At 67.8% G+C, this 11,798-nt stretch carries 14 protein-coding genes; 7 read left to right on the top strand and 7 right to left on the bottom strand.

What is annotated here, in order from left to right:
* Window positions 1-7 precede the first annotated feature (7 nt).
* The 7 genes from AC07O8_RS06405 (at window position 8) to AC07O8_RS06375 (ending at window position 6,223) form a co-directional block, all read left to right on the top strand.
* Entirely contained in the window at window positions 8-508 is a 501-nt protein-coding gene (locus AC07O8_RS06405) for a DUF934 domain-containing protein (RefSeq protein WP_495047245.1), read from the top strand.
* 2 nt (window positions 509-510) lie between these two features.
* On the top strand, window positions 511-1,401 hold the full coding sequence (locus tag AC07O8_RS06400) for a phosphoadenylyl-sulfate reductase (RefSeq protein WP_495047244.1): 891 nt from the start codon (window positions 511-513) through the stop codon (window positions 1,399-1,401).
* A complete protein-coding gene (gene cysD, locus AC07O8_RS06395; protein ID WP_495047243.1) occupies window positions 1,398-2,357 on the top strand; it encodes a sulfate adenylyltransferase subunit CysD in 960 nt (319 codons plus the stop codon). Before AC07O8_RS06400 ends, cysD begins: the two co-directional genes overlap by 4 nt.
* A gap of 84 nt (window positions 2,358-2,441) precedes the next feature.
* Window positions 2,442-3,734, top strand: coding sequence for a sulfate adenylyltransferase subunit 1 (locus tag AC07O8_RS06390; protein WP_495047242.1), 1,293 nt, complete (start codon window positions 2,442-2,444; stop codon window positions 3,732-3,734).
* A 59-nt stretch (window positions 3,735-3,793) separates the two neighbouring features.
* On the top strand, window positions 3,794-4,642 hold the full coding sequence (cobA, locus tag AC07O8_RS06385) for a uroporphyrinogen-III C-methyltransferase (protein WP_495047241.1): 849 nt from the start codon (window positions 3,794-3,796) through the stop codon (window positions 4,640-4,642).
* A gap of 96 nt (window positions 4,643-4,738) precedes the next feature.
* A complete protein-coding gene (fdxA, locus tag AC07O8_RS06380) occupies window positions 4,739-5,062 on the top strand; it encodes a ferredoxin FdxA (protein WP_297529664.1) in 324 nt (107 codons plus the stop codon).
* 57 nt (window positions 5,063-5,119) lie between these two features.
* A complete protein-coding gene (locus tag AC07O8_RS06375; RefSeq protein ID WP_495047240.1) occupies window positions 5,120-6,223 on the top strand; it encodes an NAD(P)/FAD-dependent oxidoreductase in 1,104 nt (367 codons plus the stop codon).
* Window positions 6,224-6,363: 140 nt separating this feature from the next.
* Here the strand turns inward: AC07O8_RS06375 and AC07O8_RS06370 are convergent, their stop codons facing one another.
* From AC07O8_RS06370 to AC07O8_RS06340, 7 genes are all read right to left on the bottom strand, one after another.
* Window positions 6,364-8,097, bottom strand: a complete 1,734-nt coding sequence (locus AC07O8_RS06370; RefSeq protein WP_495047239.1) for a flotillin family protein — start codon at window positions 8,095-8,097, stop codon at window positions 6,364-6,366.
* Window positions 8,098-8,201: 104 nt separating this feature from the next.
* Window positions 8,202-8,828, bottom strand: a complete 627-nt coding sequence (locus AC07O8_RS06365; protein ID WP_495047238.1) for a YqiJ family protein — start codon at window positions 8,826-8,828, stop codon at window positions 8,202-8,204.
* Window positions 8,825-9,484, bottom strand: a complete 660-nt coding sequence (locus tag AC07O8_RS06360) for a PspA/IM30 family protein (RefSeq protein WP_495047237.1) — start codon at window positions 9,482-9,484, stop codon at window positions 8,825-8,827. Before AC07O8_RS06360 ends, AC07O8_RS06365 begins: the two co-directional genes overlap by 4 nt.
* Before the next feature lie 13 nt (window positions 9,485-9,497).
* Window positions 9,498-10,058, bottom strand: a complete 561-nt coding sequence (locus tag AC07O8_RS06355; RefSeq protein ID WP_495047236.1) for a hypothetical protein — start codon at window positions 10,056-10,058, stop codon at window positions 9,498-9,500.
* A gap of 289 nt (window positions 10,059-10,347) precedes the next feature.
* On the bottom strand, window positions 10,348-10,599 hold the full coding sequence (locus AC07O8_RS06350) for a hypothetical protein (RefSeq protein ID WP_495047235.1): 252 nt from the start codon (window positions 10,597-10,599) through the stop codon (window positions 10,348-10,350).
* A gap of 205 nt (window positions 10,600-10,804) precedes the next feature.
* The gene (locus tag AC07O8_RS06345) at window positions 10,805-11,134 is read right to left on the bottom strand and encodes a DUF4148 domain-containing protein (RefSeq protein WP_495047234.1); all 330 of its coding nucleotides are present in this window, start codon (window positions 11,132-11,134) and stop codon (window positions 10,805-10,807) included.
* A gap of 258 nt (window positions 11,135-11,392) precedes the next feature.
* Window positions 11,393-11,644: a hypothetical protein gene (locus AC07O8_RS06340; RefSeq protein ID WP_495047233.1), complete on the bottom strand. Its 252-nt coding sequence runs from the start codon at window positions 11,642-11,644 to the stop codon at window positions 11,393-11,395.
* Window positions 11,645-11,798: the final 154 nt, after the last annotated feature.

Genomic DNA, 11,798 nt, shown 5'->3' with positions numbered 1-11,798 from the left:
AGCCATCATGAAGTTCGTCTCCAAGGCCCAAGACCCCTGGCACACCTGCGCGGGCGAGGACGGTCCGCAACCGCATCCCGCCGCCGCCGACCACAAGCTGCTGACGCTGGAGCAGTGGCACGCCGTGCGCGACACCTGGCCGGAAGGCCTGGCCACCGGCGTGATCCTGCCCAACGACATCGACGTGCTCGACCTGAAGGCCGACCTGCCGCGCCTGGCGCTGGTCGTGCTGCAGTTCCCGAAGTGGGTCGACGGCCGCGCCTACAGCCAGGCGCACGTGCTGCGCTCGCGGCTGCGGTATGCCGGCGAAGTGCGCGCGATCGGCGAGGTCCTCGTCGACATGCTGCCGCTGCTGCAGCGCTGCGGCGTCGACGCGGTCCAGCTGCGCGGCGACCAGAACCAGGAAGCGGCCGAGCGCGCGCTGGGCTTCTTCCCCGGCCACTACCAGGCGGACGTCAACGAGACCCGCCCGCTGTTCGCCCGTCCGGGCCAGAAGACCGAGGCCTGAGCATGAGCGGCGAAGTGTCTTCGCTGGACTTCGCGCCGATCGGCGGCGCCTCCTCGTCCGCATCGAACGGCGTGTCCGCGCTGCCCGGCGCGGATGCCGGCGTCGGCTCGGCCATCGGCCTGTACGCCCGCAAGACCGCCGGCTTCGACGAGCGCGTCGCCCGCACGGTGGCGGTGTTGAAGCAGGCCGCCGCGGACTTCGGACCCGGCGCGCTGCAGTCGACCTCGCTGGGCGTGGAGGACATGGTCATCACCGACCTGATCGCGCGCCACGGCCTGCCCATCGCGCTGGCGACGCTGGACACCGGCAAGCTGCACGCGGAGACGCTGGCGCTGATCCCGCGCATCCACGACCGCTATGGCATCGAGGTCGAAGTCTTCGCGCCGGTGCAGGAACAGGTCGTCCACTTCGTCCGCGCCAACGGCGAGGCGCCGATGTACCGCAGCGTCGAGCTGCGCAAGGCCTGCTGCGGTGTGCGCAAGCTGGAGCCGCTGTCGCGCATGCTGGCCGGCCGCGGCGCGTGGATCACCGGCCTGCGGCGCGAGCAGAGCGCCAACCGCGCGGAAGTCCCCTTCCGTGAGGATGACGGCCAGGGTCGCACCAAGGTCAACCCGCTCGCCGAGTGGACCTGGGCCGACGTCTGGTACTACGTGCAGCAGCACGTCGTGCCCTACAACCCGCTGCATGACCAGTTCATGCCCAGCATCGGCTGCGCGCCCTGCACGCGTGCGATCGCCGTCGGCGAGGATTTCCGCGCCGGCCGCTGGTGGTGGGAAGACAGCTCGAAGGAATGCGGCCTGCACGCCACGCACACCGAGACCGACGACGAATCCGCGACCGAATCTGAACCCGAAGCGTCCCCCCCGACGTCGACCTCCGGAGCCCCGGCATGAACGCCCCCGTGAACCTCGAACAACTGCTGCCGCTGGCGGACCACCGCCACCTGGACCACCTCGAAGAGGAGGCCATCTTCATCCTGCGCGAGGTCGCCGCGGCCTTCGAGCGCCCCGCCCTGCTGTTCTCCGGTGGCAAGGACTCGTGCGTGGTCCTGCGTCTGGCCGAGAAGGCCTTCAAGCAGCGCGTCTCGGGCAACGACTTCAAGGGCAAGCTGCCCTTCCCGCTGGTCCATGTCGACACCGGCCACAACTTCCCCGAGGTGATCGAGTTCCGCGACCGCCGCGTCGAGGAAATGGGGGAGCGCCTGGTCGTCGGCCATCTGGAGGAGTCCATCAAGAAGGGCACCATCCGGCTGGCGCATCCGCTGGAATCGCGCAACGGCCACCAGACGGTGACGCTGCTGGAAACCATCGAGGAGCACCGCTTCGACGTGCTCATCGGCGGCGCCCGCCGCGACGAGGAGAAGGCGCGCGCCAAGGAGCGCATCTTCAGCCACCGCGACAGCTTCGGCCAATGGCAGCCGAAGGAGCAGCGCCCCGAGCTGTGGAACCTCTTCAACACCCGCATCCGTCCGGGCGAGCACTTCCGCGCGTTCCCGATCAGCAACTGGACCGAGCTGGACGTGTGGCTCTACATCGCCCGCGAAAACATCCCGCTGCCGTCGCTGTACTTCGCGCACGACCGCCAAGTGATCCGCCGCAAGGGCCTGCTGGTGCCGCTGACCGACGTGACCCCGCCGGAAGCCGGCGAGACCGTCGAGACGGCGCAGGTGCGCTTCCGCACCGTCGGCGACATGACCTGCACCTGCCCGGTGGAGAGCCCCGCCGCCAATGCCGCGGACATCGTCGCCGAGACGCTGACGGTCACCGTCTCCGAGCGCGGCGCCACGCGGATGGACGACCGCACGTCGGATGCTTCGATGGAGCGCCGCAAGAAGGAAGGCTATTTCTGACATGACGCTGCTTTCACGCCCACTTCGTTCACTGCCCCCCGAGGGGGCGCGGGCCTCCTTTGAGGCGGCCCGGCAGGAGTCCCGATGACCGCCGTTCACAAGATCCATCAATCCGACGTCGACACGACGCACCGCGCGCTGCGCTTCCTGACCGCCGGCAGCGTCGACGACGGCAAGAGCACGCTGATCGGCCGCCTGCTCTTCGACAGCCGCGCGATCCTCGCCGACCAGCTCGACACGCTGGCCAAGCGCGCCGCCGGCCAGCCGATCGACCTGAGCCTGCTGACCGACGGCCTCGAAGCCGAGCGGGAGCAAGGCATCACGATCGACGTCGCCTACCGCTACTTCGCGACCAAGCAGCGCAAGTTCATCATCGCGGACGCCCCCGGTCATGAGCAGTACACCCGCAACATGGTCACCGCCGCCGCGGGCAGCGACGCCGCGGTCGTGCTCGTCGACGTGACCAAGCTGGACCTGTCGGTCGACGACGTCCCGCTGCTGCCGCAGACGCGCCGTCACAGCCTGCTCGCGCACCTGCTGCGCGTGCCGAGCATCGTCTTCGCGATCAACAAGATCGACGCCGCCGCGGATCCGGGCGACGCGTTCCGCAAGGTCTCGCTGGCGCTGGAGAAGTTCGCCTCGGCGGCCGGCATCCGCGTGACCGCGGTCGTCCCCGTCTCCGCGCTGCGCGGCGACAACGTCACGCAGCCGCTGGCAGCGGACTGGTACGACGGTCCGTCGCTGCTGCAGGTGCTGGAATCGCTGCCGACCGTGCAGGAGACCGTCGAGGCGCCGCTGGCGCTGCCGGTCCAGTACGTGGCCAAGGACGGCGACGGCACCGGCAACAACCCGCGCGTGCTGTGGGGCCGGATCGCTCAGGGCCAGGTGCAGGTCGGCGACGAAGTGCAGATCCTGCCGAGCGGCCAGACCGCCATCGTCGGCGAGCTGCGCCGCGCCGGCGAACCGGTGGCCGCCTCCGTCGCCGGCGAATCGGCCGGGCTGCTGCTGGACCGCCAGGTCGACGTCTCGCGCGGCGACTGGATCGTCGCGCCGGGCGCGGCCACGCCCCGCCGCACGTTCGAGGCCACGCTGGCGTGGATCGACACCGAGCCGGCCGTCCTGGGCCGCAAGTACTGGGTGCGTCACGGCAACCGCTGGGTCCAGGCCCGCATCGCCGCGATCGATCACCGGCTGGACATCCAGACGCTGGCCGAGACCGAGGCGCACGAGCTGTCGGTCAACGAGATCGGTCACGTCACCATCGAGCTGCAGGCCGAGCTGCCGCTGCAGCCTTACGCGGACAACCGCGTCGGCGGCGCGCTGATCGTCGTGGACCCCACCAGCAACCGCACCAGCGGCGCGCTGCTGGTCCGCTGACGGCCCGCCCACGCGCGCCGACAGCCCGCCCCACCGAACGACCACCAGGAGCCACCGCCATGGGACGTGTCCTCTTCGTCAGCGCCGGACCCGGCGCCGCCGACCTGATCACGCTGCGCGGCGCGCGGGCGCTCGCGCTGGCGGACGTCGTGCTGTTCGACGCCTTGACCGACCCGGCGCTGCGCGAGCTCGCGCCGCAGGCGAAGTGGCTGGACGTCGGCAAGCGCGGCTTCTGCCATTCCACCAAGCAGACGGCGATCAACGCCGCGCTGGTCCGTGAGGCGAAGGCGCATGCGGTCGTCGTGCGCCTGAAGGGCGGCGACGCGAACGTCTTCGGCCGCCTCGAGGAGGAACTCCTCGCGCTGGCGGACGCGGACATCCCCTTCGAGATCGTCCCGGGCGTGACCGCCGCGATCGCGGCCGCCGCGCAGACCGGGCGCCCCCTCACGCGGCGCGGCGCGGGCCGCAGCGTCGCGCTGACGACCGCGATGACGCGCGAAGGCGAGATCCAGGCCGGACGATCGGCCGACACCGAGGTGTTCTACATGGCTGGCCAGCAACTGGCGGCCCTCTCCCGCCGGCTGCTGGGCGCAGGCTGGGAGGCCGGCACGCCGGTGAGCGTCGTGTCCCGTGCCGGCTGTGCCGATGCGCTGTCGAGCGAGCACGACGTGGCGTCGCTGGGCGCCGCCTCGATGCTGCACCAGGGCCGGCCGACGGTGGTCATCGTCGGCGCTGGCGCCGCCCCGCTGGCGGGCGCCCCGACCACCTCGACCACCTCGACCGCAGATGCCTCCGCCGGAACGCGGGGGGATGCCAGTCCGGATTTGGGCGATTACGCGACGCCGTCCTCACGCCAAGACCTTGAGCCGCGCGGGCCGGAATCCCTGGTCCAAAGCCCGAACGTTTAAAATCTCCCGTTTACCGTCAGCGCCATCCTGCCGATTGCCCGGGGACCGCTGATTTTCGAGGGCCGCCCGCCCGGCCCCGTCACTAGAAGAACCGCCATGACCCACGTCGTCACCGAAGCCTGCATTCGCTGCAAATACACCGATTGCGTCGATGTCTGTCCCGTCGACTGCTTCCGCGAAGGTCCGAACTTCCTGACCATCGACCCCGATGAATGCATCGACTGCGCGGTCTGCATCCCCGAGTGCCCGGTGAACGCGATCGTGCCGGAGGAAGACGTGCCCGGCGACCAGCAGATCATGATCAAGCTGAACGCCGACCTGGCGAAGAAGTGGCCCAGCATCACCAAGCGCAAGGCCCCGCTCCCGGACGCCGAGGAGTGGAAGGACAAGACGGGCAAGATCGATCAGCTGGTCCGCTGACCGATCCCGTCATCTCGCGGCGTCGGGTCCTGCTGCCGGCGGCCGCCCCACACAAGAATGGAAACGCAAGTGACTGAAGCGACCTCCGCCCCGCACGCGGGCGTGATCGAAACCGATGCCGTCATCGTCGGCGCGGGCCCGGTGGGCCTGTTCCAGGTGTTCGAACTGGGCCTGCTCGAGATCAAGGCTCACATCATCGACTCGCTGGCCTACCCCGGCGGCCAGTGCATCGAGCTGTACCCGGACAAGCCGATCTACGACATCCCGGCGCTGCCGGTGGTGACGGGCAAGGAGCTGACCGACAACCTGATGAAGCAGATCGAGCCGTTCGGCGCGACCTTCCATCTGGGGCAGGAGGTCACGACGGTCGAGAAGCAGGAAGACGGTCGTTTCTTCGTCGCGACGAGCAAGGGCACGCAGTTCCTGACCAAGACCATCTTCATCGCGGGTGGCGTGGGGTCGTTCCAGCCGCGCACGTTGAAGGTCGAGGGCATCGACAAGTACGAGGGTTCGCAGGTGCACTACCGCGTGCGCAACCCGTCGCAGTTCGCCGGCAAGAACCTGGTGATCATCGGCGGTGGCGACTCGGCGCTGGACTGGGCGCTGAACTTCTGCGGCGGCAACGCCGACGGCAATCCGCACAAGGCGGAGAGCGTGATCCTGGTGCACCGTCGCGACGGCTTCCGTGCCGCGCCGGCGTCGGTCGCCAAGATGAGGGAGCTGTGTGACGCCTACGAGATGCAGTTCATCGTCGGCCAGGTGGCCGACCTGGACGAGGGCGAGGATTCGCTCAAGGGCCTGAAGATCACCGGCGGCGATGGCGTCACGCGCGTGGTGCCTGCGGACCAGGTGCTGGTGTTCTTCGGCCTGTCGCCGAAGCTGGGCCCGATCGCCGAGTGGGGCCTGTCGCTGGAGAAGAAGCAGATCCAGGTCGACACCGAGAAGTTCCAGACCAACGTGCCGGGCATCTTCGCGGTGGGGGACATCAACACCTACCCGGGCAAGAAGAAGCTGATCCTGTCGGGCTTCCACGAAGCCGCGCTGGCCGCGTTCGGCGCCATGCCGATCATCAACCCGGACAAGCGCGTCCACCTGCAGTACACGACCACCAGCCCGAAGCTGCACAAGGTGCTGGGCGTCGAGACGCCGAACTTCGACTGAACGTCGGTCGGGCGCTCCCAGGAGCGCCTCGGAACACAAGCCCGCCTGGCGAATGCCGGCGGGCTTTTTCGTTTTGCGTACCGTCCGACGGCGCACGAGCGGGCGCGCCCCGCAGCGCGCGCCGCAGGCGATCAGGTGCTCTAGCCTTCGATGGCCGGCCTCGCGGCTTGCGGTACGGCCGGAGCGGGCGCACCGTTCGCTTGCGAAAGCATGCCCGCCAGCGAGTGCGCAACACCGGTGATGCCTTCATTGGACAGCCCCGCGTCCTTCATCACCGCATCGACGATGGGCTTGGCGATCTGATATTGAAGCGCCGAGTTCATCACCTGCTCGGGGAAGGTCGCGCCGCCGCCCGCGCCCTGGCCGTTCGCCGCGCCGGTGCCGTCGTTGCTCGCGACCGGCATGCCGTTGACCTGGAAGATGCGGATCGACTCGATCTTCTCCATCGGACGCACGGCCTGCTCCAGGATGGTGGGCAGTTGCTGCAGCAGCATCGTGCGCACCTGCAGGTCGATCTGCACGGCGGACAAGGTGTTCAACGCCTCGTTGATCGCACGACGCCCTTCGGCTTCCGCCAGCGCCGCAGCCTGCTTGGCCTTTGCTTCGATGGTCAGCGCCTCGGCGCGATCCAGCGCGGCCTCCTTCTCGGCGGCGGCTGACACCCGGACCGCGATGGCCAACTGCTCGGCTTCCTTCGAGGCCTCGATCAGCTGGATATTCTTCTCCCGCTCGGCGACCGCGACCTGACGCGCCGTGTTCACGAGTTCCTCGGCCTTCACGGACTCCGAGCGCGCCAGGTTAGCGGCGGCATCCGCTTCGGACTGCTCGCGCGATTTGGTCGCGATCGCGATCTGCATGTCCTGGCGCGCCATCTCGACCTGCTTGCGCTGCTCCGCGCGCTGCGTCTCGGTCTTGCGCTCCAGCTCGATCTCGCGGGTCTGGACAACGAGATTCTTCTCGATCTCCGCCGCCTTGATCTCGCGATCCGCCTCGATGCGCTTCTGGCTCACCTGACGCTCGGCCTCGATCTTCGCAGCCTCAGCCTGGCGGCCGCGCTCGGCCTGCTGCGATGCGATCAACGCCACCTGCTCGGCGCGGGTGATCTCGATCTCGCGCTGTTGGGCGAGCGAGGCGAACTCCTGATCCTTCTCGATCGTCAGCTTCAAGCGCGACGCCTCCAGATTCTTGGTCCGGACCTGGACCTCGGTGTCCTGTTCGACGTCATTGCGCTGCTTGCGGCGCGCCTCCGTCTGCTCGGTCAGACGGGTCAGGCCTTCGGCATCGAAGGCATTGTTCGGGTTGAAAAACTGCTTGTCGGTCTGGTCCAGGCTGGTCAGCGAGACCGACTCCAGTTCCAGACCGTTCTTTTCCAGGTCTTCGGCGACGGCGTTCTGGACGGCCTGCACGAAGTCGCGGCGCTTGTCCTGCAGCTCCTGGATCGACATCGTCGCGGCGGTCGCGCGCAGCGAGTCGACGAACTTGTCTTCCACCAGCGCCTTGAGTTCGTTCGGGCTCATCGTGCGGGCGCCCAGGGTCTGGGCGGCAATGCTGACGGCCTCCTCCGTCTGCTTCACGCGGACGAAGAACGCGGCGGTCACGTCGACGCGCATGCGGTCGCGGGTGATCAGGCTTTCGCGCTCGCGGCGCAGGACCTCGAGCTTCAGCGTATTCATGTTGACCAGCACACGCTCATGGAAGACCGGCAGCACGATCGCGCCGCCGTCCATGATCACTTTCTGGCCGCCGAGCCCGGTGCGAACGAAAGCGGTCTCCTTGGTGGAGCGCTTGTAGAGGCGGGCGAAGATGATGCCGATCGTCAGCAGCGCCAGCAGGGCGATGCCGGAAATGATCAACAGCTCAATCAGGTTGTCCATGGACTGTTTACTCCCTCGATGAAACTTGAATTCCGGGTGAGCCGGTGTGTCCGGCGTTCTGGAAAGGATGAACGTGCCGGGCGTTCTTTGCGGCGGGCGGAGCTCTACATCAGCGACGGATGCGGATTGGCGATGCAGCGGTAGAAGGCGCCGACCTTCCGCACGATCAGTACCTGCACGCCCTCCTCGAAGATGTCGTCGTCGACGTCGGGCTCGACCATGAGGTAGTGCGATCGGCCACGCGCGTCCTTGACCCTGGCCTGCGCCGCCAGACCGCGGCGGGCGGCGCCGGTCACGACGACACCCACGCGGCCGACGAGGCTCTGCTCGCTGATGGCGCTGGTCTCGTCCTGCGGAATGATGTGCGCGATCAGTGCGCCCAGTCCCCGGACGGTGGCCAGCCCGGCGGGCACGGCGGCAATGCCCGCGGCGGCCGCCGGCAGATAGCCGCCGAAGAGCCCGTTCATCACGACCTGCAGGCTGTAGCCGAAGACCGTGTAGCCGGTCAGGAAGAGCAGCAACAGCACGAGCGCTGGCACCCTGCCCAGATGCAGCCAGCCCAGCACCCGGTCAAGGCCGGTGTCGCCGTGGATCTCGGGCAGCCACTCGTCGACCAGGTTGCTCGGGCTGAACGAGATCAGCATGCCCGCGCCCTCGACCAGCGCGATGCCGACGATCAGCGCGAACCCGATGCCGAACGGCAGGTTCTGCGGCGCGGTGAACAGGCTCATGGCTTCGCAGCCTTGAGTTGCGCCATGCGCTCGGCGATCTTGTTGTCACGGACCAGGTCGTCCAGCTCTTTGAGCTGGGCGGCCTGCTGCAGACTGTTCTGGCGGGCCGTGCCGGTCAGGCCAGTCTGGCGCTCGTAGACGCGGTCGAAGGCGTCTGCCGCCTTGCCGATGCGGTGTGCGGCGCTGCCGGCGCCTGACGGGCCGGCCGCGACGGCGACGGCAGTGGCGCGGCTCTTTCGGAATTCAGCGAGCGCTTCCTGCATCTCGCGCTTCTTGGCCAGCAGCGCGGCGACAAAGCCGGTCAGTTCGTTTTCCTGCCGGGCGTGCTCTGCGAGCGTGGTCTCGAGCACGGGCAGTTGCGCCTCGATGTCGAGCTGCCGGGCGACGGCGGCGCGCGCGAGGTCTTCCCGGCCGGCGCTCATCGCCTCGTCGATTTGGGACGAGAGCGTCGCGTGCAGCTGGTTGAGGTTGGCGTGCTGGCGCTGAGACAGGTGGCGATTGGCAGACACGGTGCCCAGTTCATGACGCACATCGTCGACGACGGCGTCGGCCTCGCGGATCGACTGCTCCATCGTGGCTTCGGGAGCCTGGTCCTCGATGCGGTCCAGGAGAGCATGGACACTGCCGGCGATCACGCGGCCGACGCGGGTCTTCAAGGAGTCGGTCATCTCAATTGCCTTTCGAAAGAGGAGCGGAATGCAGCGGTTGTGCAAGCTCGAGGGTGGGGCCGAGGTGACGGCGCACGACTTGCGGGTCATAGGCGGACGCTGTCAGTGGCGTCCCCTGTCTGAGCAGGGTCTCGGTCAACGCGTAGGCGCGGCGCACGAGTGCTTCCTCGAACTTGCGGGCCTCGTCGGCGTCGGCGGGCGCCTGGCTGATGGTCAGCGCCAGCGCGCCCACAAAGTGGTCGAGCAGCAGGCTGACGACTTCAGAATGCTCGCCGGACTCGCTCTCCACCCTGACCAGCGATTCACGCAGTCGGGCGGTCAGGTCACGGGTCCAGGCATGAGCGGTCACGTAGTCGAAGGCGCCATCGTGCTGCCGCTTGAGTTGGCCGAGCAGGACGCGGAGCTTGTCACTGTTGGTCGCCGCGCCTTCGACTTGCAGCTGAGACAACCAGAAGTAGAGGTCGCTCGGGACGCGGGCGGACAGCGGCTCCATGGTGGGAGGTGAACTGCTCGGGTTCATGGCGGTGACTGGAAAACGTTGGGACAAGTTCAGTGTATTCATCTGAATTCATCCGTCAGCAATCGAGTTCCACTGCATTTCCTGCGCGCCATGGAGGTTTCTTCGAAACCGTGGATGGATACGAGGGCGGAGCGGATCGGGTGCGACACCGGCGGTCGGTCGCTCCCCCCTTGGTGGGAGATGGTTGTTGCGCCGATGTCAACCAGTCCAGGATCTTGCATTCCAGTCGCCAAAAGAAAAACGCCCGGCACAGGCCAGGCGTTCGGTGGGAGCGGCATGGGGCGTTGTCAGCCAGAGGCTCGCTCCATCGATACAGCGCAACCGTCAGGGCTTACTGGGCGGAAGCGATCTGGACCGCGTCGGCGGACGTGTCGCGGCGACCGGTGATGTAGACGGTCGGCAGCTGTTCGCGCTTCACGGTGATGACGACCGGATCCAGCGTGACGATCGAGGCGCGCATCTCGCGCTGGCCTTCGGCGTGGGCGATGCCCAGGCCCAGCACCACGGCGGTCACGGCGCCGAAGAGGACGGCCTTGACGGTGGTTTCAGTGGCGGAAGCGATGTGGAAGCGGGTGGTGGTCATGTCGTTCTCCTGAGGCGGTTTGCTGTGTCGATGGAGTCAGTGTCGTCATCGACCCACCCGCTTGCGAGCCTCAGGAGACGAAGCTGCGCGGCGGCGGCGTGAACTGCATCTGCGGCGGACAAACGGAAAGCGCCACCGGGTGCTCTCCATAAGAAACGCCGCCAGGACTTGCATCCGGGCGGCGCCGCGAGGGCAGGATCGGAAATCAGCGGGCCGACACGCCTTCGGTGGCGGCGCCCTTGCCTTCCTTGGCGGCGAAGCGCTGCACCAGGGCGGCGTACTTCGGCGAGGACTTCAGTTCGGCGTAGCGGGCTTCGGCCTTGGCGCGCTGGGTGGCGTTCAGCGCGAAGTCTTCGGTGCGATCGACGGCGGCCAGACCAGACTCGCGATAGATCTCCAGGTCAGCCAGCACTTCGGCGCGGCTCTTCTGGCCCTGCGTGATCGGGTCGAGGTGGCTGTAGCTCTGCGCGAAGGCCGGCACGGCGGCGGCGGACAGGGCGATCAGGGCGGTAGCGATCAGGGTCTTGGCGGTCATGATGGTGTCCTTTGAGAGAGCGTTGGATCGGGTGTCTGGGGTCTTGGGCCGGCTTCGTTTGCCGATGACTGAAGGTTAGGTGCGGGCCCTGTTTGGATAAACGGCCCGCGTCGCAATGGGCCGTTGTGATCGCCGCAACAATCGCCCGAGCGCTGCACAAAGCAAGACGCCCGGCGTGAGCCGGGCGTCTTGCATGGGAGCGAACCGAAGGGCGTCAGTCCGTGGACCGCTCCACCGAAACAGCGCAACCTCAGACGATCACTCGGCCAAGGCGACTTGCGTGTCGACCGCGTCGGCGCTGCGACGGCCAGTGATGTAGACGGTCGGCAGCTGTTCGCGCTTCATGGTGATGACCACCGGATCCAGCGTGACGATCGAGGCACGCATCTCGCGCTGCCCTTGTGCATGAGCGATCCCCAGACCCAGGGCCAGCGCCGCGATGGCACCGAAGGCGACAGCCTTGACGGTGGTGTTGGTGGCGGAAGTGATGCTGAGGCGGGTGGCGTTCATGTCGATCTCCTGAAGGCGTTTGCTGTGTCGATGGAGTCAGTGTCGTCATCGACCCGACCACTTGCGAGCGCCAGGAGACGAAGCTGCGCGGCGGCGGCGTGAAGTGCATCAGCGGCTGACAAACGGAAAGCACCATCGGGTGCCCTCAATGAGA

The organism is Roseateles sp. GW821-FHT09G09, assembly GCF_059415965.1.
This window is presented reverse-complemented; position numbering and strand designations above follow the sequence as displayed.

What these genes read in the sequence shown, in the direction of transcription:
- cobA (WP_495047241.1), top strand. Translation starts at nt 3,794, where the DNA reads ATGGGACGTGTCCTCTTCGTCAGCGCCGGACCCGGCGCCGCCGACCTG.
- AC07O8_RS06345 (WP_495047234.1), bottom strand. Translation starts at nt 11,134, where the DNA reads ATGACCGCCAAGACCCTGATCGCTACCGCCCTGATCGCCCTGTCCGCC.
- AC07O8_RS06350 (WP_495047235.1), bottom strand. Translation starts at nt 10,599, where the DNA reads ATGACCACCACCCGCTTCCACATCGCTTCCGCCACTGAAACCACCGTC.
- cysD (WP_495047243.1), top strand. Translation starts at nt 1,398, where the DNA reads ATGAACGCCCCCGTGAACCTCGAACAACTGCTGCCGCTGGCGGACCAC.
- AC07O8_RS06390 (WP_495047242.1), top strand. Translation starts at nt 2,442, where the DNA reads ATGACCGCCGTTCACAAGATCCATCAATCCGACGTCGACACGACGCAC.
- AC07O8_RS06355 (WP_495047236.1), bottom strand. Translation starts at nt 10,058, where the DNA reads ATGAATACACTGAACTTGTCCCAACGTTTTCCAGTCACCGCCATGAAC.
- AC07O8_RS06405 (WP_495047245.1), top strand. Translation starts at nt 8, where the DNA reads ATGAAGTTCGTCTCCAAGGCCCAAGACCCCTGGCACACCTGCGCGGGC.
- AC07O8_RS06365 (WP_495047238.1), bottom strand. Translation starts at nt 8,828, where the DNA reads ATGAGCCTGTTCACCGCGCCGCAGAACCTGCCGTTCGGCATCGGGTTC.
- AC07O8_RS06370 (WP_495047239.1), bottom strand. Translation starts at nt 8,097, where the DNA reads ATGGACAACCTGATTGAGCTGTTGATCATTTCCGGCATCGCCCTGCTG.
- AC07O8_RS06375 (WP_495047240.1), top strand. Translation starts at nt 5,120, where the DNA reads ATGGAAACGCAAGTGACTGAAGCGACCTCCGCCCCGCACGCGGGCGTG.
- fdxA (WP_297529664.1), top strand. Translation starts at nt 4,739, where the DNA reads ATGACCCACGTCGTCACCGAAGCCTGCATTCGCTGCAAATACACCGAT.
- AC07O8_RS06340 (WP_495047233.1), bottom strand. Translation starts at nt 11,644, where the DNA reads ATGAACGCCACCCGCCTCAGCATCACTTCCGCCACCAACACCACCGTC.
- AC07O8_RS06400 (WP_495047244.1), top strand. Translation starts at nt 511, where the DNA reads ATGAGCGGCGAAGTGTCTTCGCTGGACTTCGCGCCGATCGGCGGCGCC.